This is a genomic window from Nocardioides sp. NBC_00163, assembly GCF_045206295.1.
GTDB lineage: Bacteria > Actinomycetota > Actinomycetes > Propionibacteriales > Nocardioidaceae > Nocardioides.
Genome location: NZ_CP108155.1, coordinates 2,794,138 through 2,817,989, shown reverse-complemented (window position 1 = coordinate 2,817,989; position 23,852 = coordinate 2,794,138). Strand labels below are relative to the sequence as shown.

Genomic DNA, 23,852 nt, shown 5'->3' with positions numbered 1-23,852 from the left:
ACGTTTGTCGGTGCTCGCCGCTAGCGTGATGTTCATGAGGCGCCCGCATGAGAACGTCGCTACGGTCCTGGTGGACCCGCGCGTTCTGGGCGACATCGAGATCGAGCTGATGTCGCTCGACATGCCGTTGTGGCGGGTGTGCGCGGCGCCGATCGTGAAGGACGGGCAGCGGCTCGCGTTCCAGGTCCGCCACCGGCTGCTGATGTCCAAACGCGGCGAGTGGGACTGCGCCAAGGACTGGGTCCCGGTCTGGATCGGCTTCGGCTCCAGCTGGGCGTTCCCCGGCGAGGCCATCCCGTGGCCGGCCCACAAGGCGCTCTGGACGCTCCTGGAGGGCTACTCCGACAACGTCCGCTACAACAAGCGACTCGGCGGCATCCCTAGGATTCCGCGGCTGCGGGAAGCCTGCTAGCCGCCGGATCGGGCCGCCGCTCGATCTGCTTCCAGGTCGGGTCGATCGCGGGGAACATCGTGACCACGAAGTACACAATCCCGAGAATGGCGAAGGCGCTGGTGAGGCCGATCGTGGAGATCAGGGTCCCGCCGAGCAGGCCGCCGAGCGGCATTAGGCCCCAGGCGCCCGCGGCGATGAGGGAGGTGACGCGTCCGACGAGGGGAGCCGGTATCCGCTCGAACTTGATCGCACCGATGATCGGGTTGAGGAACCCGCTGGACACACCTGCGATGGCGAAGACCGCGAAGATCGCCCACAGCGGTGCCCCGACGGCGATGACGGCGAACCGCGGCAGTCCGGTGATGAGAAAGGCGATGAGGTACGTCGGGTAGCGCCGTATCCGGTTGCCGATCATGGCTGCGATGGCCGAGCCGATGGCCGAGCAGCCACCCATGACGGCGAACAGCAGGCCGAGTGTCTGCGCACTGGCGTGGGTCTGTGCCCACAGTGGCATCAGGACGCTGCTCGCGGCAGCGTCGATGAGGTTCGTGAATGCGACCATGATGGCGATCCCGAGCAGCACGCGGTCACCGCGAAGGTACTTCCAGCCCTCGGCGAGCTGACCGAGATAGGGAGTCGGGTCCTTGACCTCGGCAGGGTTCGCAGGCCCGGCAGGGCGAGGGACACGTGCCGTTGTGGTGGCCAGCACCACCGCGCACAGGGCGAACGAGACGGCGTCGATAGCGATCGCGTTGGCTGCACCGACCACGCCGATGAGCACGCCGGCGGCGGCCGCTCCGAACATCGAGGCCGTGCGCTCGACCACCGAGTGCAGTCCGGTCACACGCTCGGTGGGTACGCCAGCGGAGGCGACCAGCTCTGGGATCATCGCGCTCTTCGCGTCGTCGCCCGGACCACGCAGGGCACCGGCGAGGGCCACGAGAACAAGTAGGGCGGCGAAGTGCAGCCACCCCGTGGCGTACAGAAGCGGGATGAGGCCGACCACGAGGGTGGAGGCCAGGTCGCAGGTGATCGACACGCGGCGCTTTCCGAGCCTGTCGATCAAGGGGCCGCCGAAGATCTTCATGGCCACGAGGGGTGCCAGCTCGAAGAGGGCGATCAATCCGGTCTTGGTGGGGCTGCCGGTGGTCTCGAGTACGAACCATGGCAGTGCCAGCATCGAGAGGCGGGTCCCGACGAAGGAGATGGCGTTGGAGGTCAACCAGCCGTAGAGGGGGAGTCGCATCGCTCAGTCCGCCTCCGGATCCCTGCCTAGATGGCCCGGCTGAGGGAAGGCGTTGAGCTGGAAGGTGAATGGCTCGCCGTCCGGATCGTCCTCGAGCTCGCTGAGCATGGCCATGATGCGATCTCGCACTTCGATCGCTCTTGCTGGCGTGAGACGTGGGATCCAGTCGCTGTAGGTCGTCGTCTCGCGCCACTCGTCGGGCAACATGACACGCTCTTCGATCGAACGCTGCAGCTTCTCCGCGTAGTTGGTCACCACGACCTGCAGGTAGGCGTCGAACGCCTCGCGTGCTTCCTCGTTGTCGGGGAGCAGGTCGCTATCGGTCTGGGTCATCCGGTGGGCCGCCTTCCACCAGCGCTCACGGCCGTTGCCGCGCTCCTGGTCGTCGACGATGAACCCGTGCTGGGCCAGATGTCTGAGGTGGTAGGAGGTTGCGCCGCTGTTGAGGCCGAGCCGGGCTGCCAACATCGTCGCCGTCGCAGGTCCGTCGACGCGCAGGATGCCGAGCATGCGCGTTCTGACGGGATGGGTGAGTGCCTTCAGCTGCTCCAGGCTCGGGACGATCGTCGGCTCTTTCATGCCTCCACGATAAACCGCAAAGGTTTGTTTGCAAATAGGTGTTTGCAATCTTCGGAATCCAAGTAACCTGCTGAACAAACCTCGAATAGCGCAGATAAGGTGTCGGGGTGACGACAGACGCCTTGCCGCCCGAACCGACCTCCACCCCGACGGTGGCGATCATCGGAGGAGGAGCCAGCGGCACGTTGACCGCGATCAACCTGCTCTTTCGCGGCGCGTCGGTGACGCTGTTCGAGTCGCGCGGAGAGGCGGGCTACGGGGTGGCCTACTCGACCACCGACGGCCGCCATCTCCTCAACGTCCGGGCCAACAACATGTCGGGCTTCCCCGACGACCGTGACGACCTGCTCGACTGGGCGGCCGAGGCCGGCATCGAGCTCGGCCCGATCGACTTCCTGCCCCGGCGCGACTACGCGCGCTACCTCCGCGACCGGCTCGCGCACGCGGCCCAGACCGGTCCCGGCACCCTGGAGACGGTCGGCGAGACGGTCATCGACGTGGAGCCGGCCGGTGCCGGTTTCCGGGTGCTGACCGGCGACGACGAAGGACATGTCGCGGACGCCGTCGTCCTCGCCTACGGCAATCCGCCGCCCCAGCCGCTGGCCGGGCTCCCCGAGGCGCCGTGGAACCTGTCTGACCCCTGGGACGTGGCCCGGATCAGCGCCCTGCCCGTCGATGCGACCGTACTCGTCGTCGGCACCGGCCTGACCGCCGTCGACACCACCGTCACGCTCCTCGACGACTCCCCGGAGCGCCGGGTGATCATGGTGAGCCGCCACGGCCTGGTCCCCAACCCCCACGTCGACGACCAGTTCACCTCCTGGGTGACCCCGGTTCCCGACGGCCCGCTGACCGCCGACGGCATCGCCGGCCTCGTACGCGACCAGATCGAGCACGCCGCCGGCCTCGGCGTCGACTGGCGTGCCGTCATCGACGGCCTCCGTGGCCCGACCCAGTCGATCTGGCGCCGCCTGCCCGAGCCGGAGCGCCGTCGCTTTCGCGAGGTCTACGCCCGCGAGTGGGAGGTACGCCGCCACCGCATGGCTCCGCGCATCGCCGCCCTCCTCGACGCCTACCGGGCCGCGGGACGCCTGGAGATCCTCGGTGGCGGAGTGCTCGGCTGCCGGGTCGATGCTGCCGACCAGCCGGTCGTCTCCCTGGCCGACGGTGACCGTGAGGTCACCGCGGTGATCAACTGCACCGGCCCCTCACCCGACATCACCCGCACCGACAATCCCCTCCTGCTCGCGCTCCAGAAGCGCGGCCTGATCGCCCCCGACCCCCTCCGCCTCGGCATCGACGTCACCGAGGACGGTCACGTCATCGGAGCAGACGGCAGCGTCGTACCCAATCTTCTGACCGTCGGCCCGCCCTGCAAGGGCGCGCTCTACGAGGCCACCGCCATCCCCGAGATCCGAGGCCAAGCAGCAGCCGTAGCCGCCCACCTGACGAGCTGACCGCCCGCTGGTCAGCCGAGGTGGAGCTGGCGGTCCGTACGCGCGAAGGTCTCGGCAGCGAGCTCGGGGTCGGCGCTCAGCTCGGGACCGGTGGCTGGGATCATCGTCTTGAGCTGAGGCTGCCAGCCGTCCCAGCGGTCGGGGAAGCAGCGGCGCAGGACGTTGAGCATGATCGCCGGGGCGGTCGAGGCACCGGGGGAGGCGCCGAGCAGGCCGGCGATGGTGCCGTCCTCGGCGGTGATGACCTCGGTGCCGAACTGGAGTACGCCGTCGGGGCGGATGACCTGCACCCGCTGGCCGGCGATGACCCGGTCCCAGTCCTTGCGGTCGGCGGCGGGGAAGAAGTCGAGGAGGTCGTCGAACTTCTTGCGCGGCGAGCGCAGCAGCTCCTTGACCAGGTAGACGGTGAGATCCATGTTGGTCAGCCCGGCCCGCAGCATCGGCAGCAGGTTGTGGGGCCGCACCGAGAGGAACAGGTCGGTGAGCGAGCCGGTCTTGAGGAAGCGCGGGCTCCACCCGGCGTACGGACCGAACATCAGGTGGGTCTTGCCCTCGACGTAGCGGGTGTCGAGGTGGGGAACCGACATCGGCGGAGCGCCGACCGCGGCCTTGCCGTAGGCCTTGGCGCGGTGCTCGGCGACGAGCTCCGGCTTGGACGTACGCAGGAACTCACCCGAGACGGGGAAGCCGCCGAAGCCGCGGATCTCCCGGATCGCGGCCTTCTGCAGCAGCGGCAGCGCGTAGCCGCCGGCGCCGACGAAGACGAAGCGGGAACGTAGGTGGTACTTCCCCGTCTCGTTGCGGCCGTAGATGTGCCAGAAGCCGTCCATGGTCTGGTGCAGGTCGGTGATCTCGGAGCCGGTCTCGAGGTCAGCGCCCTTGTCCACCAGGGTGCGGGTCAGGATCGAGGTGAGCGAGCCGAAGTCGACGTCGGTTCCGGCGTTGGTCCAGGTGGCCGCGATCGGTTCGTCGGCGAGCGACTTGGCCGAGCGGCCCTCGAGCAGCAGCGGCGCCCAGCCCTTGATGACCTCGGGGTCCTCGCTGAACTCCATCCCGCTGAAGAGCGGGTGGACCGAGAGCGCCTCGTAGCGCTTGCGCAGGTAGTCGACGTTCTCGGCGCCCCACACGAAGGACATGTGCGGCACGGTGTGGATGAACTTGTCCGGGTCAGGGATGCGGCCGTTCTCGACCAGGAAGGACCACAGCTGACGGGAGAGCTGGAACTGCTCGTTGACGTTGACGGCCTTGGAGATGTCGACCGAGCCGTCGGCGTTCTGCGGGCTGTAGTTGAGCTCGCACAGCGCGGAGTGACCGGTGCCGGCGTTGTTCCACGGGCCGGAGGACTCGGCGGCGGGTGAGTCGAGCCGCTCGATCAGCTTGATGGACCAGCTGGGCTCCAGCTCCTGGAGGAGCACGCCCAGGGTGGCGCTCATGATGCCGCCGCCGATCAGCACTACGTCAAGAGGTTCGTCCACAGGTCTTTTGTCTCGCTTTTGGGGCCGCAATGGTTAATCGGGGTCCTTAGATCGGTCTAACTTGTGGGCAACTTCACTGCCCGGACCCGATCGTGTTTCCGTCTGTCATTGTGGCTCACCGCACATGCCGGGGACAGATCAGGGTGGAGTTACGCTCGGCCGGTGCCCCGCCTCTCTGACTCCCATCGCGCCTGGATCGACGAAGCCGTACGCCGCGTCGAGGCCGACGCGCAGCGCTCGGCCGACACCCATCTGCACGCGGTGCCCCTGCCTGCTGCCGCCGGGATCGATCTCTACCTCAAGGACGAGTCAAGCCATCCCACCGGCTCGCTGAAGCACCGCCTGGCCCGGTCGCTGTTCCTCTACGCGGTCTGCAACGGCTGGCTCCACGAAGGCTCGACGGTCGTCGAGGCCTCCTCCGGATCCACTGCGGTCTCGGAGGCCTACTTCGCCGGCCTCCTCGGGCTGCCGTTCGTCGCGGTGATGCCGCGCTCGACCTCGGAGGAGAAGGTGCGCCTGATCGAGTGGCACGGCGGCCGCTGCCACTTCGTCGATCGTGCACCCGACATGTACGCAGAGGCCGAGCGCCTCGCCCGCGAGTGCGACGGGCACTACATGGACCAGTTCACCTACGCCGAGCGGGCCACCGACTGGCGAGGCAACAACAACATCGCCGAGTCGATCTTCGACCAGATGTCGCAGGAGCGACACCCGGTGCCGACCTGGATCGTCGTCTCGGCCGGCACCGGCGGCACATCGGCGACGATCGGCCGCTACCTCCACTACCGCCGCCACCCCACCAGGCTGATGGTCGCCGACCCGGAGAACTCCGCCTTCTACGGCGGCTGGGAGGCGGACACCTCCGACTACGCCACCGGCATGCCGTCGCGCATCGAGGGGATCGGCCGGCCGCGGGTCGAGCCGTCCTTCGTCGGCGGGGTCGTCGACGACATGGTCCAGGTCCCCGACGCGGCGTCGATCGCGACGATGCGCTGGCTCTCGGCACGGATGGGCCGCTCGGTCGGCCCCTCGACGGGCACCAACGTGTGGGCATCGCTGGGCGTCGTACGCGAGATGTCCGAGGCCGGCACCGAGGGCAGCGTCGTCTCGCTGCTGTGCGACTCCGGGGAGCGCTACCGCTCGTCCTACTACGACGACGGCTGGGTGAGCGAGAAGGGCATCGACCTGGCGCCGTACGCCTCGGCTCTCGCTGACTACGAGCGCACCGGCGTCCTCGTCGACCCGTCCTGACGGGCCCAGATCCGCAGTCCCAGCGTGATCAGCGCCCACACGCCCGCGACGATCAGGATCTCGTTGAGGACGTAGACCGGCCACGGCCCGAGCAGGTCGAGCATCGAGCCCGACTCCGGCTTGTAGCGCAGGTAGCCGTAGTTGGCGTCGAGGACGAGGTTGAGGACGTACGCCGCGGCGGCCCATGCCGCCGTGGTCGCGACCGTCCAGCCGTAGTCGCGCCACCGGGGTAGCAGTTTGAGCCCGAAGACCAGGTAGACCGCGGCGGTCACGATCATCAGATGCTGGCCCCAGAAGGTGAAGTAGCTGACGTCCGGGAAGTCCATCACGTCCGGGGTGAAGACGCCCTGCGTGGTCAGCGTGAGGCCCCAGAAGCAGGTCAGCGCGGTCGGGTAGGGATGGTGGGTCCACAGCGCCAACGCCGCCGCGACCCACGCCAGGTCGCACAGGTGGATCGGCAGATCGATGAAGAGATCGAAGTCGGTGACCCACTCGTGGGCCTGCAGCGGGATCGTCGTCAACGGGATCGCGAGCGCGAATCCTCGCGAGAATCTCGACGGCTTCGCGTCGGCCCGCTGCCGCCTACCCAGCCAGACGACCGCCACGATCCCCGCTGTGAGCAGGGACAACGGCACCAGGTGGGCCAGACCGTAAGCCTGCATGACGGAAGTCTGACGGGATTCTCGAAAAAATTCTTCCCAACCCGCGTCATGGGTCCGCGGGTGGCCCGTTTCATCGGCGTGAAGGTCGCCCACCGGTGGGGGGTGGACGAACTTCCAGGTGGCGGTCCCTCTGAATGCACACTGCGGGGGTGGTGTGCAATCAGAGGGACGCCTCGCTTTTGGGTGCAGGAATTCCCGGTTAACCGGGCCTCTACAAATTTCTCAGGCTGCAGCGATCCCGGTCACCGCGGTCGCGTAGAGGTCCTCGTCGTGATGGAGCTCCGCGACGAGCCCCTGCTCCCGCATCAGGCTCGCGGTGACGGGCGCCTGCTCCTGGCCGGCCTCGATGATGAGTACGCCGCCGGGGGCCAGATGCTTCGGAGCCTGCTCGATCACGCGGCGCTGGACGTCGAGCCCGTCCGCGCCGCCGTCGAGAGCCACGTGGTGTTCGTGGTCGCGCGCCTCGGGCGGCATGTTCCGGATCTGGTCGCTCGGCACATAGGGAGCGTTGGCCACGATCACGTTGAGCTCGAGGTCGTGGGGGAGCGGGTCGTAGAGATCGCCGAGGAGCACCCGGTTCGGCGGCAGATTCTCCCGAGCGCACTCGACCGCCTCAGGGTCGATGTCGGTGGCCCAGACCTCCGCGTCCGGGAGACGTGCCGCGATGGCGGCGCCCAGCGCTCCGGTCCCGCAGCCGAGATCGAGCACCTTCAGGGCCGCGCCCCGCCCGGCCGTCCGGAAGGCGAGCTCGACCATCAGCGCCGAGCGCTGCCGGGGCACGAACACCCCCGGTGCGACCCGGATCCGGAGCCCGCAGAACTCGGCCCAGCCCAGGATGAGCTCCAGCGGCTCGCCGGCCACGCGGCGTACGACCATCTCCTCCCGCTCCAGGGCGGAGACCGGGGCGGACTCGAGCAGTGCCGCCTCGTCCTCGGCGAAGACGCAGCCGGCGGCGCGGAGACGAGCGACGAGCCCCGGATCGGGAGAGGTGGAGGTCATTGGAGAAGATTGGCACGTGGACGCCGTGACCCTGATCGGATTTATCGTGGCCGGGTATGCCGCGTTCGTGACGATCGCGGCCGTGCTCGGCGTGGTGCTGAAGGCGCCCCGGCCGAAGTGGCTGGACCAGGTCGCGTGGATGCTGGAGATCCTGGCCGTCGTGCTCGCGATCGGTGCGCTGGCGGCCTGGTCGGGCGGACGCAAGCCGGAGTCACTGTCGACCTTCCTGGGCTACCTCGGCGCGCTGGTGTGCCTGATGCCGCTCGCTCTGCAGACGATGCGTGGGGACCGCTCGACCTGGTCCTCGGGCGTGATCGCGGCGGCTGCCCTGGCGACGGGTGTCGTGGCCGTACGCGTCATGATGGTCCGGTGACCGCGACCTCCCCTGCCAAGACTCGTTCCGGTCCGCACCTGGTGCTGCTGACCGTCTACGCGATCTTCGTGCTCGCCGCGGGAGCCCGGTCGCTGGTGCAGGTCTTCACCGATTTCGACGAGGCCCCGATCGCCTACTCGCTCTCGGTCGTCGCCGCGGCGACGTACGTCGCGGGCTGGTTCGCGATCCGCCGGGCCGCCGCCGGGTCGGCGGGCTTCGCGAAGATCATGCTGTGGATCGAGTTGGCCGGCGTCATCGTGGTCGGTGTCCTGTCCCTGGCCGTCCCGTCCTGGTTCCCGGATGACTCGGTATGGTCGAAGTTCGGGAGCGGATACGGTTTCGTTCCTGCCCTGTTGCCGATCCTGGGTCTGCTCTGGCTCTGGAAGGTCAACCCGAAGGAGACGGATGAGTCAGTCGACAGCCACCGCGATCTCGCCTGACTCGGGGGAGCACTGGTCCGCTCCGGGAGCGTGGACGGTCGCCGACGGCGTGCACCGGATCCCGCTGCCGCTGCCGATGGACGGGCTCAAGGCGGTCAACATCTACGTCCTCGAGGGCGACGACGGGCTCTCGCTGGTCGATGGTGGCTGGGCGATCACCGAGGGACGTACGGCGCTCGAGTCCGGGCTGAAGAAGCTCGGCTTCGAGTTCGGCGACATCAGGCGGTTCCTGGTCACCCACGTGCATCGCGACCACTACACGCTCGCCTCGGTGCTCGGTCAGGAGTTCGGCGCGGACGTGCTGCTCGGCGCCGGCGACCGGCCCACGCTCGAGCTCACCAACGGCGACCTCGACGGCTGGGTCTCGACCGACCGACTGCTCGCCCACGCCGGTGCGCACGAGTTGGCCGCGAAGTGGGCCGCCAACCCGCCGCCCGCGCCCGATCTCTCCCACTGGCGGATGCCCGACCGGTGGCTCGAGGGGGATGTACGCCTCGACGTGGCCGGCCGCGACCTCGATGCCGTGCACACCCCCGGGCACACCCAGGGCCACTACGTCTATGCGGACGTGGCCGGCTCGGTCCTGTTCGCCGGCGACCACGTGCTGCCCACGATCACGCCGTCCATCGGCTTCGAGCCGGTGCCCGTCATCGACCCGCTGGGCGACTTCATGGCCTCGCTGACCAAGGTCCGTACCCTGCCCGACCTGCGCCTTCTCCCCGCCCACGGCCCGGTCGCATCGTCGTCGCACGCCCGCGTCGACGAGCTCCTGGCCCATCACGAGTCGCGGTTGGCCCAGTCGCTGGCGTCGCTGAAGGCCGGTCGGCGCTCCGCGCTCGAGGTCGCCAACGACCTCGGTTGGACCCGCCACGAGCGCGCCTTCGCCGAGCTCGACTACTTCAACGCCGGCCTCGCGGTCATGGAGACCAAGGCCCACCTCGAGCTGTTGGCCGCCCGCGGTCAGGCCACCCGCGAGGAGACCGAGACCAGCGTCCTGTTCGCCCCAGTCAGCGCTTGAGCCGCATCGGGGTGTGCGGGATGCCGTCCTCGAGGAACTCCTCGCCGTCCTTCACGAACCCGAACTTGGCGTACCAGCCGGCAAGCGGCGACTGAGCGTCGAGGACGACGTCGCGGTCGGTGAGTGCTTCGACGGCGGCCTTCATGATCACGTCGGCCAAGCCCTTGCCGCGGTGGGTGGGGGCGAGGACGACGCGGCCGATCCGCCACACGTCGCCGTCGTCGAGGATGCGGGCGGTGCCGGCGAGCCGGTCGCCGTCGGTCAGCACCACGTGACGCGTCCCGGGCTCGAGGTCGCGACCGTCCAGATCGAGGTACGGGCAGTCCTGCTCGACGATGAAGACGTCCTGGCGCAGCCGCCACAGGGCGTACGCGGTCTTCGGGGAGAGGTCGTCGAAGGACGAGAGGGCGACGTCGGTCATGGGTTGATTCTGGCAAGCAGTAGTGTTGGCGGGAACAGACAGGGGAGGCCGGAAGGCCTGAGAGTGCGGCGAACAGCGCCGCAGACCCTCCGAACCTGCTCCGGTTGATACCGGCGAAGGGAGTCAGGAATGCGCATGCGTACGCCTGCCATCGCTGCCACTGCTATCTCGGCGCTGCTGCTGTCCGCGTGCGGGGGCAGCCCCGCCGAGCCTGACGCCGACCCGTCGAGCGGCGCCGACGACAAGTCGGTCGTGCTGCTGACCCACGACAGCTTCACGCTGCCGAAGGAGGTGCTGGCCGAGTTCACCGAGAAGACCGGCTACACCGCCGAGATCCGGCACGCGGGCGACGGGGGCGAGCTGACCACCAAGATCGCCATGGACACCGGCAACCCCGACGGTGACGCGGTCTTCGGCGTCGACAACACCTTCGCCAGCCGCGCGATCGACCAGGGGGCGCTGGAGGCCTACACGCCGGAGACCGTCCCGGCCGGGGTCGACGAGTTCAACCTCCCGGGGGACGAGAAGCACTTCCTCACCCCGGTCGACAACGGGAGCGTGTGCGTCAACATCGACACCGAGTGGTTCGCGGCGAAGAAGCTGACGCCGCCGGAGTCGCTCGACGACCTGGCCGAGCCTGCGTACAAGGATCTCTTCGTGACCCCCGGCGCGGCGACGTCGACGCCGGGGATGGCGTTCCTGCTGGCGACCGTCGCCGAGTACGGCGAGGACGGCTGGGCCGACTACTGGGGCAAGCTGATGGACAACGGCACCAAGGTCGTCGACGGCTGGGACCAGGCCTACTACTCCGACTTCACCCAGGGCGGCGGGAAGGGGACGCGGCCGATCGTCCTCTCCTACGACTCCTCGCCGGCCTTCACCGTCAAGGACGGCAAGACGACGACCAAGGCGCTGCTGGACACCTGCTTCCGGCAGGTCGAGTACGCCGGCGTGCTCGAGGGCGCCGACCACCCCGCGGGCGCCAAGGCGCTGATCGACTTCATGCTCTCCGACAGCGTGCAGGGGGCGCTGCCGGAGAGCATGTACGTGTTCCCCGTCTCCTCCGGCGTCGAACTGCCTGCCGACTGGGCGAAGTTCGCGCAGCAGCCGACCTCGCCGCTCTCGGTGGAGCCTGAGGAGATCGACGAGAACCGGGAAGCGTGGCTGGCGACCTGGAGTGACACGATCGCGCAGTGAGCTCCACCCGTCGTGCTGTGACCCGGCGAATCGGGACCCTGGTCGCGCTCGCCGCTCTCCCGGTGGCCGTGCTGGCGGTCTTCTTCGTCCTGCCGGTCATCGGGATGGTGCAGCGCGGCCTGTTCTTCGAGGGATCCTTCGATCCGTCGGTCGTGACCAGGATCCTGGGGCGCCCGGAGATCCAGCGGGCGCTCTGGTTCACGCTGTGGTCCTCGGGGCTGGCGACGGTGCTGAGCGTCGCGCTCGGGCTGCCGGCCGCGTTCGCGCTCTATCGGCTGAGCTTTCCGATGCAGCGGATCATCCGGGCGGGGCTGCTGGTGCCGTTCGTGCTCCCCACGGTCGTCGTCGGGGTCGCCTTCCGCGAGCTCATCGGCGAGGCCGGGCTGTTGGCCGGGTTGGGGCTCGACGGGACGCCGACCGCGATCATCCTCGGGCTGGTCTTCTTCAACGCCTCGGTGGTGATCCGCGCGGTCGGGGCGGCCTGGGAGTCGCTCGACCCGCGTCCCGGGGAGGCTGCTGCAGCGCTGGGCGCCTCGCCGGCGCGAGTCCTCCTGACGATCACGCTGCCGGCGCTGCGCCCCGCGATCGTCTCCGCGGCGTCGGTGGTCTTCCTCTTCTGCGCGACCGCTTTCGGGATCGTGCTCACCCTCGGCGGGGTGCGCTACAACAGCATCGAGACCGAGATCTACAAGCTGACCTTCACCCTGTTCGACCTCCCCGGTGCCGCGGTGCTGTCGGTGCTCCAGCTGGTGGTCGTCATCGGGCTGCTGGTCGTGGCCGGCCGGCTGCGCTCGGTGCCGGACCCGGCGCAGTCCCGGGTCGTCGTACGCCGCCGGCGGGTCTCGCTGCGGGACATCCCGGCCCTGTTGTCGACGTCGGTCCTGGTCCTGCTGGTCGCCGGGCCGCTGCTCGCCCTGCTGCTCGGGTCGCTGCGAGACGATGACCGGTGGAGTCTCGGGAACTACACGGCCCTGCAGACTCCCGGGTTCGACCCTCCGTTGCCGGTGCCGGCCACGACCGCGCTGATGACCTCGCTGGCGGTTGCGGTGCAGGCCACGTTGGTCGCGCTGACCCTCGGTCTGCTCGTCGCGTTCGCGGTGACGCGTCGGTCCCGTTCGGTGGCCGAGCGGCGGGTACGTTCCGTCCTGGACGGGCTGTTCATGGTGCCGCTCGGGGTCAGCGCCGTCACGCTGGGGCTAGGGCTCTACCTGACCCTCGGCTCGGCCCCGCTCGACTTCCGCGACGAGCCGTGGCTGGTGCCGCTCGCGCAGGCTCTGGTGGCGTTGCCCCTGGTGGTGAGGACGTTGGTGCCGGTCCTCGGCTCGGTCGACGACCGTCTCCGCCAGGCCGCTGCCGGGCTCGGGGCCGGGCCGTTGCGCGCGGTCATGACCGTGGACGTACCTGCCATCTGGAAGCCGCTGCTCGCCTCCTCCGGGTTCGCCTTCGCGGCGTCGCTGGGGGAGTTCGGCGCGACGTCCTTTCTCGTCCGCGAGGAGCGCCCCACCCTCCCCGTCGTCATCCTGCGGTTGCTGTCCCGCCCGGGGTCCGACAACTACGGCATGGCCCTCGCCGCCGCCTGCGTCCTCGCCGCCACCACCGCCGTCGTGATGCTCCTCGTCGAGCGTCTCCGCGTACCTTCGATCGGAGCACTGTGAACCAGGATCGAGGTTGCGATGCTGTCGCTGCGTGAGGTGTCGGTGGCGTACGACGGGAAGGCGGCCGTCTCGGACGTCAGCCTGGAGCTTGCGGACGGGGAGGTGCTGGCGCTGCTCGGGCCGTCGGGGTCGGGGAAGTCGACGCTGCTTCGGGCCGTGGCCGGGCTGGAGCCGGCAACGGGCGAGATCAGCTGGGACGGGCGCCCGCTGCGCGGGGTGCCGACGCACAAGCGCGGCTTCGCGCTGATGTTCCAGGACGGGCAGCTGTTCTCGCACCTCAGCGTCGCGAACAACGTCGCCTACGCGATGCGGTTGCGCCGGATCCCGGCGGCCGACCGTACGAGGAAGGTCGCCGACCTGCTGGAGCTCGTCGGCCTGGGCGGCTACCAGGACCGCCTCCCGGGCACGCTGAGCGGTGGCGAGCGGCAGCGGGTCGCGCTCGCGCGGGCTCTCGCCGTCGAACCGCGGCTGCTGCTCCTCGATGAGCCGCTCTCCGCGCTCGACGCCGGGCTGCGGGAACGGCTCGCGGGCGACCTGCGACGGATCCTGCACGAGGCGGGCACCACCGCGCTGATGGTCACCCACGACCAAGAGGAGGCCTTCGCGGTCGCCGACCGGATCGCGCTCCTGCGCGACGGTCACCTGGTGCAGGCGGGGACGCTGAGGGAGGTGTGGGCGAAGCCGACGGACACCTGGGCTGCCCTGTTCCTGGGCTACGCCCGCGTGCTCGAGGGGCCGGCGGCGTACACGGTCCTGAAGGCCGCCGGGATGGCACCGGCCGGCGCGGTCGCGCTCCGCCGCTCGGCCTTCGTCGCCGACCCGGCCGGCCCGCTCACCGGCACCGTGGTCTCGGCCAGGGCCACGCCGGAGCAGCACCGGCTCGTCGTACGTCTCGATGACGTCGGTGAGGTCGACGCCGTCGCCGACTCGGCGCCGGCGCCGGGGGAGTCGGTCACGCTGAGGGTCGAGCCGAATCGGCTGGCGATCCCCGCATCGGCCGATGGATCAGGCACCCAGGAATCGGCAGAGCAACCACCGGCCACTTAGAATTAGCGGCTATGTATCGCCGCGCTCAGATCTTCCTCGTCAGCAGCGCGCTGATCTTCGGCCTGATCGCAGTCGTGACCGCGCAGATCGTCGACAAGCGCATGCTCGACCCGGAGGGCTTCCTCGGACCGTCCTGGCTCCGCCTTCCCCTCCTCGTCGGAGCTGCGCTCCTCGTCGACCTCGTGCCACGAACGCTGTGGATGGCGAAGTTCAAGTGGAAGGACATGGGCCCGATCTTCAAGGAGCGGCTCCGCACCCACTGGACCCGTGAGCGGCTGACGCTCGTGGCGTTGGGCATCGTCTGCTTCTACCTGGTCTACGTCTGCTACCGGAACCTCAAGTCGTTCCTGCCGTTCGTGGTCCCGGAGACCTACGAGTTCGACCACGAGCTGCACCTGATCGACAAGGCGGTGCTCTTCGGCGCCGACCCGGCGATCGTGCTCCACGACCTCCTCGGCACCGGCTGGGCGGCCTGGTTCCTCTCCTACATCTACATGTGGTTCCTGCCGCTGGTGCCGTTCGCCGTCGCCGGCTGGCTGGTGTGGTCGCGCAACCTCGCCTACGGCTACTGGTTCGTGAGCTCGCAGTGCATCGCCTGGATCCTCGGCACGGTCTCGTACTACTGCCTGCCGACGGTCGGACCGGGCCTGCAGTACCCCTATCTCTACGCCGACCTGCCCGAGACGCCGGCGAGCACACTGATGGAATCGCTGGTCTTCACCCGGCAACATGTCCTCTTCGACGTCGACGCCAACGTGGTGCAGTCGGTCGGTGGCTTCGCCTCGCTGCACACCGGCATCACCCTGCTGGTGGCGCTGATGATCCAGGCCACGATCAACAACAAGATCGCCCGCTGGGCCGGCTGGATCAACTTCGGGATCACCGTCGTCGCGACCGTCTACTTCGGCTGGCACTACCTCGCCGACGACGTCGCGGGCGCGATGATCGCGCTCGTCGCCTACTACTTCGGCGGGCTCGCGGCCGGCCAGAAGTTCCAGCGCAAGGGCGTGCGGCGACTCGTCGCGGAGTCCGACGAGATCGCCGACCGCGAGTCGAAGGTCGCCCACGAGCTGACCTGATCCGGGCTTGATCGAGGCTTAAGGTGGCGGTGTGACCGCCATCGATGCAGCCTCATTGACCGCACTTCTCGACGGGCGATACGCGGGAGTCCGGGAGGACGTACGCAAGTCCCTGATCGAGCGCGCCGACTTCCTCGACGAGGTCGAGGAACTGGCCCGGCCGGAGTATCGCGAGCGCGTACGGGAGGTGCTCCTCGATGTCTCCGCGACCGGTCTGACCGGGCTCGGGTTCCCGAAGGAGTACGGCGGGGGCGGTGACGTCGGCGCCTCCATCGCCGCCTTCGAGGAGATGGCCGGCGGCGACCTGTCGCTGCTGGTGAAGTCGGGCGTGCAGTTCGGGCTCTTCGGCGGCGCGATCCTGCAGCTCGGCACGGCGCGTCACCACGATCGGTATCTCGCCGACATCGTCTCCGGGCGCCTGCTCGGCTGCTTCGCGATGACCGAGCACGGCCACGGGTCCAACGTGGCCGCGGTGGGGACCGTGGCCACCTACGACCCGGCTGCGCAGGAGTTCGTCATCGAGACGACCCGCGAGGATGCGTACAAGGACTACATCGGCAACGCCGCGGCACACGGTGAGCTCGCGGTCGTCTTCGCCCAGCTCGTGGTCGGAGGCGAGGAGCGTGGCGTCCATGCTCTGGTGGTGCCGATCCGGGTTGCCGGCGCGCCTGCTCCCGGGGTCCGGATCGAGGACGACGGACCCAAGATGGGGCTCAACGGCGTCGACAACGGACGACTGTGGTTCACGGGCGTGCGGGTGCCGCGTACGTCCCTCCTGAACCGCTTCGCGGACGTCACCGAGGCCGGCGAGTACGTCTCCGAGATCGAGTCGGCCGGACGGCGCTTCTTCACCATGCTCGGCACGCTCGTGCAGGGACGCGTCTCGGTCGGCGGGGCCGCGATCCGGGCATCGGAGGTCGCGCTGACGATCGCGGTCCGCTACGCGCTGCGGCGCCGGCAGTTCGAGGCGTCGTCGGACGCCGAGGAGTCGCTGCTCCTCGACTACGGCCAGCACCAGCGGCGGCTGCTGCCACTGGTCGCGCGGACCTATGCGCTGCGCTTCGCGCAGGAGGTCGTACGCGACGACCTGCACGACGTCTTCTCCGGCGTCGCGACCTCGGAACACGCCCGGCGCGAGCTCGAGTCGCGAGCGGCCGGCACCAAGGCCCTGGCGACCTGGCACGCGACCCGGACCATCCAGGAGTGCCGGGAGGCGTGCGGCGGGGCGGGCTACCTGGCCGCCAACCGGTTCGCGGCCCTGAAGGCCGACACCGACGTCTTCACGACCTTCGAGGGCGACAACACGGTGCTGTTGCAGCTGGTCGCCAAGGGGCTGCTCACCGGCTACTCCAGCGAGTTCGAGGAGATGGACCAGCTGGATCTCGTACGCTTCGTGGCCGGTCTCGCCGTCGAGACGGTCCTGGAGCGGACCGCCGTGCACAAGCTGCTCGAGCGGGTCCGCGACGTGGTCCCCGTGGCCGGGGAGCGGGAGCCGGACATCCTCGACTCCGACTACCACCTGGCGATGCTGCGCTTCCGCGAAGAGCACATGCTCGCCGGCGTCGCCCGCCGCCTGCAGTCGGGCGTCAAGGCCGGACGCGAGCCGGGCGCGGTCTTCTCGACCGTGCAGGACCACGTCATCGGGGTCGCTCATGCGCACGTCGAGCGGCTGATCCACGAGGCGTTCCGGGAGAAGGTCCGCGTGCTCCCCGAAGGTCCCGTACGCGACCTGATGGACATCCTCTGCGACCTCAACGCGCTCTCGGTCATCGAGGCCGACCGCGCCTGGTTCATGGAGCACGGCCGCCTCTCCTCCGAGCGCTCCAAGGCCATCACCGCCGAGGTCAACCGCCTCTGCCGCGAGCTGCGCCCCGACGCACGGCTGCTCGTCGATGGCTTCGGCGTGCCGGAAGAGCTGCTGCGGTCGGAGGACCTGATCGGCTGAGGTCGGGGTGAGCCCTTTTCCCGCCATGGCGGGAAAATGCGGGGTCGCTTGGGCTTGTTGCGCGGCAGGATCCCGCCATGGCGGGAAAGTGCCGCCTGGTGAGCCAGCCGCTCGGAGCGAGTTATCCACAGGGGGTGTGGATAACTTCTGCGAATGTTCTGCGGATTGCGCACGATTCCCGTATGACTGCCGTACGCATCAAGCCCAAGACCACGCCCACGATCCCAATCGATCCGACCCGACCGTTCCGGCGCATGCACGCTCTGGCGAGCGGATTCGATCCGCGCCGGAAGCGTAGGGACTTCCGCCGGCTCTTCCACGGGATCTACGTGTCGAGTGCCGTCGAGGTGACTCCGCTGCTGATCGCGGAGGCGGTCGTGCTGAGCGTGGACCCGCTCGGGGCGTGGGCCAGTCACGCGACAGCGGCCCGGGTGTGGGAACTCCCGATCCCGCCGCTGCCAGGCGAGCACGTCACGGTCCTTCGGCGCGACCAGCGCCGGGGACGTCCCCAGATCAGGTGCCACTCGGCGCCTGACGGATTGATCACGAAGTTCGATCACGTGGACGTCTCGGCGCCCGCACAGGTCTTCGTCGATCTGGCGGCGCTGATCCCGCTCGTCGACCTGGTGGTCGTCGGTGACCACATGGTGCGCAAGGGACTGGTCACGCAAGCATCTCTCGTGGAACACAGCGCATCGGCGAAGAGCCCTGGTGCGGCCCTCGCGCGCCGGGCCGCCTCACTCGTCCGCGCGGGGGTGGACTCGCCGATGGAGACCCGGCTACGTCTGCTGATCGTGCTCGCCGGGCTGCCCGAGCCTGCGGTCAACGCCCTGGTCGGCGATGAGCTGGACAAGCGGAAGTACGACCTGAGCTACTCGCAGTCGCGCACGATCATCGAGTACGACGGAAAGCATCACGTCGAGCGCGAGGAACAGTGGGAGGCCGACCTTCTTCGCCGTGAGGCGATCGACGCTGATGGATGGCGGATCCTCGTCTTCATCGCCAAGGACATCTACACCTCCCCAGGCACGACCTTGGAGAGGATCCATCGGGTACTCCTCCAGCGCGGCGAGCCGGACGTACCCAGAAAGCTGAGCGACAACTGGAAGCAGCACTTCCCGGATCGCTCCTGATCGAGCCAGGCGCCAGATTCCCGCCATGGCGGGAAAATGCTGCCACGATCGATCACTCGCCCCCGCAGAATCCCGCCATGGCGGGAATTTGCCCCGGCACGCCGATACGCTCGCCGCGTGAATCGCCTGATCTTGCTCAACGGTTTGCCCGGAGTGGGGAAGTCGACGATCGCCCGTCGGTATGCCACGGAACACCCGGGCACGCTGCTGTGTGACGTCGATGTGCTGCGTACGTTCATCGGTGGCTGGCGCGACGACTTCGAGAAGGCCGGTGCACGGATCCGGCCGGCGGCGCTCGGCATGATCGCCGGCTATCTCCGGGAGTCCGGAGACGTGGTGCTGCCGCAGCTGCTCGCCAGGGTGAGTGAGCTGGAGAAGTTCGAGCGCGCGGCGCTCGACGCGGGCGCCGAGTTCATCGAGATCATGCTGGAGGCAGAGACCGACGATGCCGTACGCCGCTTCCACCGCCGCGACGACGGCACGGACCCGTGGCACCCGATCGTGCGGAGCCTGGTCGCCGAAGCAGGTGGCGACGACGTCCTACGTGATTACGCCGTGAGGCTGCGCGGGCTCGTTGCCCGACGTCCCAGGACGAGGACGGTCATGAGCGTCGCGGATGCGACGGACGCGGCCTACCGCGACGTTCTCGAGGCCATCGACGCGGCCGCGTCCACTGACTGACGAACAGAATCCCGCCATGGCGGGAAAGTGGCATTGACCGCCTCAGTGAGCGGTGTTCTTGAACCGATCGATGGACGCGGCGATCTCCGACTCCGCAGCAGCCTTGCCGACCCAGTCGGAGCCCTTGACGGTCTTGCCGGGCTCGAGGTCCTTGTAGTGCTCGAAGAAGTGCTTGATCTCGTTGAGCGTCCACTCGTCGACATCCGCGAGGTCCTGGATGTGGTCGAACCGGGGGTCGCAGGGGACGCAGAGGACCTTCTCGTCCTGGCCCTTCTCGTCCTCCATGACGTACATCGCGACCGGGCGGGCCTCGACCAGCACACCGGGGAAGAGCGGGTAGGGGGTGAGCACCAGCGCGTCGAGCGGGTCACCATCCCCACCGAGGGTGTCTTCGATGTAGCCGTAGTCTGCGGGGTACATCATGGAGGTGAACAGCACGCGGTCGAGTCGAAGCCGGTTCGACTCGTGGTCCACCTCGTACTTGTTGCGGGATCCCTTGGGGACCTCGATCAGTACGTCGAACTCCTGCGTCACTTCTCTGCCTCCAGACAAACCCAAAAACGGAATGCCGGACAGTCTGACACCGATCGGCGTCAGATCCGGCATCGAGGAGGATATCCGTGGAGCCCCAAAGCGCGCCGAAGTGGCCTTCCGAGGAGCCGGAGGAGGGCCGCGGAAAGCTCGTGGTCGTGCTGCCGCTGGTGCTCGCGCTGCTGGTGGGAGTCGCGGCCGCTGCGTACGCCTTGGGGTGGGTCCGCTATGCGCGCGGCAACGTCGCGCCGACCCCTCCGCCGGCCCCGCTGAGCATCGCCGCCGTCAGCCCCGCGGCGGTCGCGGGCGAGCAGACCAGAGCTCCGGGAAAGCCTGATCAGGCCGCGCTGGAGCAGGTGATGCGGGAGGTGGTCGGCGACAAGCGGCTCGGCAAGCACCTCAAGGCGGCGATCGCGCCGCTCGAGGGCGCGCCGCTGGTGAGCCACGGCACCGGGGCCGCGACCCCCGCGAGCGTCACGAAGGTGCTGACCAGCGTGGCGGTACTGGAGGCGTACGGCCCGGAGCGCCGGTTCGAGACCAGCACCACGCTCCAGGGGAGCACCGTCACCCTCGTCGGCGGAGGTGATGCATCTCTCAGCTCCAGCGACCTCGACGACCTCGCCGCGGAGACGGCGCGGGAGCTCGGCACCACCAAGTCGGTGACCCTCGCCTTCGACGACACCCTTTTCGGTGGTCCGACCCTGAGTCCTACCTGGCGACGCACTTATCTCGGTGAGGAGGTCGGCGGGATCACCGCGCTGCTGGTCGACCACGGCGGCTCCCAGTCGTCGGGCTACAGCCGGGATCCGTCCATGCAGGCCGCCGAGCAGTTCAAGAAGGCCCTGGTCAAGCACGGGATCAAGGTCAACGGGAAGCCCGCGCGGGGGACGAAGGCAGGCACCCAGCTCGCCGTACGCCAGGGGGACACCCTGCGCGAGATCGTCGAATACACGCTGCAGTACAGCGACAACCAGCTCGCCGAGGTGCTCGCCCGCCAGGTCGGGCTCGCGGCGGGCGCCCCGACGTTCGACGGGTCCACCGCGGCGATCACGGCCACGCTGAAGGAGCTCGGCATCGACACCACCGGCCTGGTCCTACGCGACGGCTCCGGCCTCTCCCGGCAGAACCTGATCCCGCCGACGCTGCTGGTGAGCACGCTCCAGACCGCCGCCAGCCGCAATCGTCCCGAGCTCGCGCCGGCGATGACGGGCCTCCCGGTCGCCGGCTGGGTCGGCTCCCTCTCGTGGCGGTTCAACTTCGACGCCGAGCCGGGTCGCGGCCGTGTCCGGGCGAAGACCGGCACCCTCACCGGCGTCTCCGGGCTCTCCGGCATCGCGGTCGACGCCCGCGGCACGCCGTTCGTCGTCGTACTCATGGCCGACGGGTTCAAGCCGGCACAGACCTTGGACGTACGCGACGCCCTCGATGACGCGATGACGGCGGTCGCGACGTGTCGATGCTCGGCATAGGTCCGGTCGGCTACGGTCGTACGCATGACCCATCGTGCTGAGGACCCCGCCCCGTCCGGAGCGACCATGGTCGACTGGGACCTGGCCGTACGCCTCGGTGCGACGGTCGGTGGAGATGGCCCGATCGTCTCGCGCAGCGAGGCTCAGCACGCCGTCGAGGAGCTGCGCGCGGACGCCGCCAAGGCGACCGAGTTCGTACGCGCCTTCACTGGTCTGGACGCGCCCCGCGACACGGCGCCGGTCCTGGTGGTGGACAGAAGGGGCTGGATCCAGGCCAACGCCGACACCTTCGCCCACGTGATCTCGCCGGTGGTCGACCGGATCACCGCGAAGCGCGCCCCGGGAGCCCTCACCCAGGCAGTCGGCTCCAAGATCAGCGCTGCCGAGGTCGGCGGCCTGCTCGGGTTCATGTCCTCGAAGATCCTCGGCCAGTTCGACCCGTTCTACGGACCGTCGGGGCGGCTGCTGCTGGTCGCGCCCAACGCTGTCCACGTCGAGCGCGAGCTCGGCCTCGACCCGACCGACTTCCGGCTGTGGGTCTGCCTTCACGAGGAGACCCACCGGGTCCAGTTCACCGCCAGCCCGTGGATGCGCGACCACCTCTTCGCCCAGATCGAGGGCCTCTCCGAAGCCATGGACCCGGCCTCGATCTTCGACGGCGGGCTGCAGCGGGTCACCGAGGCTCTCAAGGGCAACGGCAGCATCGTGGACGCGTTCGCCAAGCCCGAGCAGAAGGAGATCATCGACCGGGTCACCGGGATGATGTCGCTGCTCGAGGGCCACGCCGACGTGGTCATGGACGATGTCGGCCCCGGCGTGATCCCGAGCGTCACCACGATCCGCAAGGCCTTCAACAAGCGCCGCCAGGGCATCGGCGTACTCGACCGCCTGCTGCGCCGCCTGCTCGGGCTGGAAGCCAAGATGGCCCAGTACCGCGACGGCGCGAAGTTCGTACGCAACGTGGTCGACCGGGTCGGTATGGAGGAGTTCAACGCCGTCTTCGCCGGCCCCGAGAACCTCCCGACCAAGGCCGAGATCGTCGAGCCGGACGCCTGGGTCACGCGCGTCCTGTGAGTCTGCACCCTTCGGTTGCTGCGGTACGCCGCCCTGTCCGCGCCACACTGGAGCGGCTCGAGCCGGGCGAGAAGGTGATCGTCGCCTGCTCCGGGGGAGCGGACTCGCTGGCGCTCGCCTCGGCCGCGGTCTTCGAGGGCCACAAGCTCGGGCTGCACATCATCGGCGCGACCGTCGACCACGGGCTGCAGGACGGCAGCCAGGCACAGGCCGCGAAGGTCATCGGACAACTCGCCGAGATGGGCGTCGACGAGACCGTGACCGCGACGGTGGAGGTCAAGGCCGACGGGGAGGGTCCCGAGGCCGCGGCGCGCCAGGCCCGTTACGCGGTCCTCGACCAGCTCGCCGAGCGCCTCGGCGCGAGCGTGATCCTGCTCGGCCACACCCGCGACGACCAGGCCGAGACCGTGCTGCTGGGCCTGGCCAGGGGCTCGGGCGCGCGCAGCCTCTCCGGGATGCGAGCCGGCTTCGACCGCTACCGCCGACCCCTCCTGGCGACGACCAGGATCGACACCGAGACCGCCTGCCAGGTCGAGGGCCTCGACGTCTGGCAGGACCCGCACAACCGCGACTTCGCCTACACCCGCGCGCGCATCCGCCACCGCGTCCTGCCCACGCTCGAAGAGGACCTCGGCCCAGGGGTCGCCGACGCGCTGGCTCGCACCGCCGAGCAGCTCCGTGATGACGCCGACTTCATCGACGACATCGCCGAGGCGATGCACCGCGAGCTCGGCGGATCCCTCCCGGTCGAGACCCTCGCCGGGTATCCCTCCGCCGTCCGCACCAGAGTCCTCCGGATCGCGGCGATCGAAGCCGGCAGCCCGCCCGCGGAGCTCACCCGTGAGCACGTCTTGGCGATCGACCGGTTGGTCACTGACTGGCGCGGCCAGCGCTGGATCGACCTTCCCGGACACCGTCAGGCCGTACGCCGCGACGGCTCGATCCACATCCGGCCCGCGTCGAGCGGGTCGTGAGGCGGACTTCTCAGGGTATTCCTGCACTTCTCTGGCATTGCAACGCCTGAGAAGTGCAGGGATACCCGGTGAACCGGGTATTCCGCCGCATGCGTCACCACCATCTAGAGTGACGGACATGGACACCGAGTACGTCGGCGACGACCTCGTGAAGACCCTGTTCACCCACGACGAGATCCAGGCGAAGGTCGAAGAGCTGGCCCGCCGGATCGAGAAGGACTACGAGGGTCAGGAGCTGCTGATCGTCGGCGTCCTACGTGGTGCGGTGATGATCATGGCCGACCTCGCGCGCGCCCTGAACCGCCACGTCGAGATGGACTGGATGGCCGTCTCCTCCTACGGCTCCGGCACCAAGTCGTCCGGTGTGGTGAGGATCCTGAAGGACCTCGACACCGACGTCACCGGCAAGCACGTGCTCGTCGTGGACGAGATCATCGACTCCGGCCTGACCCTGACCTGGCTGACCTCCAACCTCACCAGCCGCGGCCCGGCGAGCATCGAGATCGCCACCCTGCTCCGCAAGCCCGAGGCGGTCAGCATGCCGGTCGACGTGAAGTACGTCGGCTGGGACATCCCCGACGAGTTCGTGGTCGGCTACGGCCTCGACTTCAACGAGAAGTACCGCAACCTGCGCGACATCTCGACTCTCGCGCCGCACATCTACAGCTGAGGCTGGAACTGAGCCGGCGAGCGCCTGCTGTTACGCCAACAGCGGAACCGCGCAGATGGGGTGGGCACGATTTGGCGTGTAC

24 protein-coding genes and 1 riboswitch are annotated in these 23,852 nt (G+C 69.0%); of the genes, 17 read left to right on the top strand and 7 right to left on the bottom strand.

Going from position 1 to position 23,852, the window contains the following annotated elements; genetic code table 11:
• Positions 1-34: 34 nt before the first annotated feature.
• Complete coding sequence (locus OG801_RS13545) at positions 35-412, top strand: hypothetical protein (RefSeq protein ID WP_355017436.1); 378 nt, start codon at positions 35-37, stop codon at positions 410-412.
• Here OG801_RS13545 and OG801_RS13540 read toward each other — a convergent pair.
• Both OG801_RS13540 and OG801_RS13535 read right to left on the bottom strand, forming a co-directional pair.
• The gene (locus OG801_RS13540) at positions 381-1,640 is read right to left on the bottom strand and encodes an MFS transporter (RefSeq protein WP_406036091.1); all 1,260 of its coding nucleotides are present in this window, start codon (positions 1,638-1,640) and stop codon (positions 381-383) included. The genes OG801_RS13545 and OG801_RS13540 overlap by 32 nt on opposite strands.
• Before the next feature lie 3 nt (positions 1,641-1,643).
• Complete coding sequence (locus tag OG801_RS13535; protein ID WP_406036090.1) at positions 1,644-2,219, bottom strand: ArsR/SmtB family transcription factor; 576 nt, start codon at positions 2,217-2,219, stop codon at positions 1,644-1,646.
• Positions 2,220-2,326: 107 nt separating this feature from the next.
• Between OG801_RS13535 and OG801_RS13530 the strand changes: the two genes are divergently transcribed.
• The gene (locus tag OG801_RS13530; RefSeq protein WP_406036089.1) at positions 2,327-3,676 is read left to right on the top strand and encodes an FAD/NAD(P)-binding protein; all 1,350 of its coding nucleotides are present in this window, start codon (positions 2,327-2,329) and stop codon (positions 3,674-3,676) included.
• A gap of 11 nt (positions 3,677-3,687) precedes the next feature.
• On the opposite strand, the gene mqo is transcribed toward OG801_RS13530, so the two are convergent.
• Positions 3,688-5,151, bottom strand: coding sequence for a malate dehydrogenase (quinone) (gene mqo / locus OG801_RS13525; protein WP_406036088.1), 1,464 nt, complete (start codon positions 5,149-5,151; stop codon positions 3,688-3,690).
• A 162-nt stretch (positions 5,152-5,313) separates the two neighbouring features.
• On the opposite strand from mqo, the gene OG801_RS13520 reads away from it, so the two are divergent.
• The gene (locus OG801_RS13520; RefSeq protein WP_406036087.1) at positions 5,314-6,402 is read left to right on the top strand and encodes a PLP-dependent cysteine synthase family protein; all 1,089 of its coding nucleotides are present in this window, start codon (positions 5,314-5,316) and stop codon (positions 6,400-6,402) included.
• Here the strand turns inward: OG801_RS13520 and OG801_RS13515 are convergent.
• Together OG801_RS13515 and OG801_RS13510 are read right to left on the bottom strand one after the other, a co-directional pair.
• A complete protein-coding gene (locus OG801_RS13515; RefSeq protein WP_406036086.1) occupies positions 6,366-7,064 on the bottom strand; it encodes a TIGR02206 family membrane protein in 699 nt (232 codons plus the stop codon). The genes OG801_RS13520 and OG801_RS13515 overlap by 37 nt on opposite strands.
• 222 nt (positions 7,065-7,286) lie before the next feature.
• Entirely contained in the window at positions 7,287-8,063 is a 777-nt protein-coding gene (locus OG801_RS13510; RefSeq protein WP_406036085.1) for a putative protein N(5)-glutamine methyltransferase, read from the bottom strand.
• Between the two features lie 16 nt (positions 8,064-8,079).
• On the opposite strand from OG801_RS13510, the gene OG801_RS13505 reads away from it, so the two are divergent.
• From OG801_RS13505 to OG801_RS13495, 3 genes are read left to right on the top strand one after another with little or no spacing between them, the layout of a single operon-like run.
• Complete coding sequence (locus OG801_RS13505) at positions 8,080-8,436, top strand: hypothetical protein (protein WP_355017444.1); 357 nt, start codon at positions 8,080-8,082, stop codon at positions 8,434-8,436.
• Entirely contained in the window at positions 8,433-8,876 is a 444-nt protein-coding gene (locus OG801_RS13500; RefSeq protein ID WP_355017445.1) for a hypothetical protein, read from the top strand. Before OG801_RS13505 ends, OG801_RS13500 begins: the two co-directional genes overlap by 4 nt.
• Positions 8,842-9,894, top strand: coding sequence for an MBL fold metallo-hydrolase (locus OG801_RS13495; protein ID WP_406036084.1), 1,053 nt, complete (start codon positions 8,842-8,844; stop codon positions 9,892-9,894). The genes OG801_RS13500 and OG801_RS13495 overlap by 35 nt, the downstream gene beginning before the upstream one ends.
• On the opposite strand, the gene OG801_RS13490 is transcribed toward OG801_RS13495, so the two are convergent.
• Positions 9,884-10,315, bottom strand: coding sequence for a GNAT family N-acetyltransferase (locus tag OG801_RS13490; protein WP_406036083.1), 432 nt, complete (start codon positions 10,313-10,315; stop codon positions 9,884-9,886). The two genes, OG801_RS13495 and OG801_RS13490, sit on opposite strands and share 11 nt — an antisense overlap.
• Positions 10,316-10,345: 30 nt before the next feature.
• Positions 10,346-10,454: riboswitch (TPP riboswitch) on the top strand.
• On the opposite strand from OG801_RS13490, the gene OG801_RS13485 reads away from it, so the two are divergent.
• From OG801_RS13485 to OG801_RS13455, 7 genes are all read left to right on the top strand, one after another.
• Positions 10,451-11,512 (top strand): thiamine ABC transporter substrate binding subunit, encoded by a 1,062-nt coding sequence (locus OG801_RS13485; protein ID WP_406036082.1) that lies wholly within the window; start codon positions 10,451-10,453, stop codon positions 11,510-11,512. (Overlaps the previous riboswitch by 4 nt.)
• Complete coding sequence (locus tag OG801_RS13480; RefSeq protein WP_406036081.1) at positions 11,509-13,167, top strand: ABC transporter permease; 1,659 nt, start codon at positions 11,509-11,511, stop codon at positions 13,165-13,167. The genes OG801_RS13485 and OG801_RS13480 overlap by 4 nt, the downstream gene beginning before the upstream one ends.
• An 18-nt stretch (positions 13,168-13,185) precedes the next feature.
• Positions 13,186-14,214: an ABC transporter ATP-binding protein gene (locus tag OG801_RS13475; protein ID WP_406036080.1), complete on the top strand. Its 1,029-nt coding sequence runs from the start codon at positions 13,186-13,188 to the stop codon at positions 14,212-14,214.
• A gap of 11 nt (positions 14,215-14,225) precedes the next feature.
• Positions 14,226-15,293, top strand: a complete 1,068-nt coding sequence (locus tag OG801_RS13470; RefSeq protein WP_355017451.1) for a phosphatase PAP2 family protein — start codon at positions 14,226-14,228, stop codon at positions 15,291-15,293.
• A 31-nt stretch (positions 15,294-15,324) separates the two neighbouring features.
• A complete protein-coding gene (locus OG801_RS13465) occupies positions 15,325-17,238 on the top strand; it encodes an acyl-CoA dehydrogenase (RefSeq protein ID WP_406036079.1) in 1,914 nt (637 codons plus the stop codon).
• Between the two features lie 182 nt (positions 17,239-17,420).
• Positions 17,421-18,371, top strand: coding sequence for a DUF559 domain-containing protein (locus OG801_RS13460; RefSeq protein ID WP_406036078.1), 951 nt, complete (start codon positions 17,421-17,423; stop codon positions 18,369-18,371).
• Positions 18,372-18,488: 117 nt separating this feature from the next.
• The gene (locus OG801_RS13455) at positions 18,489-19,052 is read left to right on the top strand and encodes an AAA family ATPase (protein ID WP_406036077.1); all 564 of its coding nucleotides are present in this window, start codon (positions 18,489-18,491) and stop codon (positions 19,050-19,052) included.
• 42 nt (positions 19,053-19,094) lie between these two features.
• Here the strand turns inward: OG801_RS13455 and OG801_RS13450 are convergent, their stop codons facing one another.
• A complete protein-coding gene (locus OG801_RS13450; protein ID WP_045549276.1) occupies positions 19,095-19,586 on the bottom strand; it encodes an inorganic diphosphatase in 492 nt (163 codons plus the stop codon).
• A gap of 86 nt (positions 19,587-19,672) precedes the next feature.
• On the opposite strand from OG801_RS13450, the gene dacB reads away from it, so the two are divergent.
• The 4 genes from dacB to hpt all read left to right on the top strand — a co-directional run bounded on the left by dacB (position 19,673) and on the right by hpt (position 23,770).
• Entirely contained in the window at positions 19,673-21,052 is a 1,380-nt protein-coding gene (gene dacB / locus OG801_RS13445) for a D-alanyl-D-alanine carboxypeptidase/D-alanyl-D-alanine-endopeptidase (protein WP_406036076.1), read from the top strand.
• Between the two features lie 24 nt (positions 21,053-21,076).
• Positions 21,077-22,126, top strand: coding sequence for a zinc-dependent metalloprotease (locus OG801_RS13440; protein WP_355017456.1), 1,050 nt, complete (start codon positions 21,077-21,079; stop codon positions 22,124-22,126).
• Positions 22,123-23,100, top strand: coding sequence for a tRNA lysidine(34) synthetase TilS (tilS, locus tag OG801_RS13435; RefSeq protein ID WP_406036075.1), 978 nt, complete (start codon positions 22,123-22,125; stop codon positions 23,098-23,100). Before OG801_RS13440 ends, tilS begins: the two co-directional genes overlap by 4 nt.
• 118 nt (positions 23,101-23,218) lie before the next feature.
• Complete coding sequence (gene hpt, locus OG801_RS13430) at positions 23,219-23,770, top strand: hypoxanthine phosphoribosyltransferase (RefSeq protein WP_141801736.1); 552 nt, start codon at positions 23,219-23,221, stop codon at positions 23,768-23,770.
• Positions 23,771-23,852 lie beyond the last annotated feature (82 nt).

Coding starts and splice junctions, on each gene's coding strand:
- OG801_RS13540 (WP_406036091.1), bottom strand. CDS start 1,640: ATGCGACTCCCCCTCTACGGCTGGTTGACCTCCAACGCCATCTCCTTC.
- OG801_RS13510 (WP_406036085.1), bottom strand. CDS start 8,063: ATGACCTCCACCTCTCCCGATCCGGGGCTCGTCGCTCGTCTCCGCGCC.
- OG801_RS13495 (WP_406036084.1), top strand. CDS start 8,842: ATGAGTCAGTCGACAGCCACCGCGATCTCGCCTGACTCGGGGGAGCAC.
- OG801_RS13490 (WP_406036083.1), bottom strand. CDS start 10,315: ATGACCGACGTCGCCCTCTCGTCCTTCGACGACCTCTCCCCGAAGACC.
- OG801_RS13470 (WP_355017451.1), top strand. CDS start 14,226: ATGTATCGCCGCGCTCAGATCTTCCTCGTCAGCAGCGCGCTGATCTTC.
- OG801_RS13440 (WP_355017456.1), top strand. CDS start 21,077: ATGACCCATCGTGCTGAGGACCCCGCCCCGTCCGGAGCGACCATGGTC.
- OG801_RS13475 (WP_406036080.1), top strand. CDS start 13,186: ATGCTGTCGCTGCGTGAGGTGTCGGTGGCGTACGACGGGAAGGCGGCC.
- OG801_RS13460 (WP_406036078.1), top strand. CDS start 17,421: ATGACTGCCGTACGCATCAAGCCCAAGACCACGCCCACGATCCCAATC.
- hpt (WP_141801736.1), top strand. CDS start 23,219: ATGGACACCGAGTACGTCGGCGACGACCTCGTGAAGACCCTGTTCACC.
- OG801_RS13485 (WP_406036082.1), top strand. CDS start 10,451: ATGCGTACGCCTGCCATCGCTGCCACTGCTATCTCGGCGCTGCTGCTG.
- OG801_RS13535 (WP_406036090.1), bottom strand. CDS start 2,219: ATGAAAGAGCCGACGATCGTCCCGAGCCTGGAGCAGCTGAAGGCACTC.
- OG801_RS13545 (WP_355017436.1), top strand. CDS start 35: ATGAGGCGCCCGCATGAGAACGTCGCTACGGTCCTGGTGGACCCGCGC.
- OG801_RS13515 (WP_406036086.1), bottom strand. CDS start 7,064: ATGCAGGCTTACGGTCTGGCCCACCTGGTGCCGTTGTCCCTGCTCACA.